Here is a 248-nt window from a genome sequence, read left to right on the forward strand (position 1 = left end):
GGTGAGCCATGAAGGATTCGAACCTTCGACCCTCTGATTAAAAGTCAGATGCTCTACCAACTGAGCTAATGGCTCATTTTGAAAGTGGTGCCGACTAGAGGACTTGAACCCCCAACCTACTGATTACAAGTCAGTTGCTCTACCAGTTGAGCTAAGTCGGCTTGCGACTTCAAAATGGTGGCTCGGGACGGAATCGAACCGCCGACACGAGGATTTTCAGTCCTCTGCTCTACCGACTGAGCTACCGA

At 50.4% G+C, this 248-nt stretch carries 2 tRNA genes; both read right to left on the reverse strand.

What is annotated here, in order from left to right:
• Positions 1–2: 2 nt before the first annotated feature.
• Positions 3–75: transfer RNA gene (locus JDS99_RS31385), tRNA-Lys, on the reverse strand.
• 10 nt (positions 76–85) lie between these two features.
• Positions 86–161 (reverse strand) — tRNA-Thr (locus JDS99_RS31390).
• Positions 162–248 lie beyond the last annotated feature (87 nt).

The organism is Bacillus cereus group sp. N6 (genome assembly GCF_016483705.1).
In the GTDB taxonomy this organism is placed as follows: Bacteria; Bacillota; Bacilli; order Bacillales; family Bacillaceae_G; genus Bacillus_A; species Bacillus_A wiedmannii.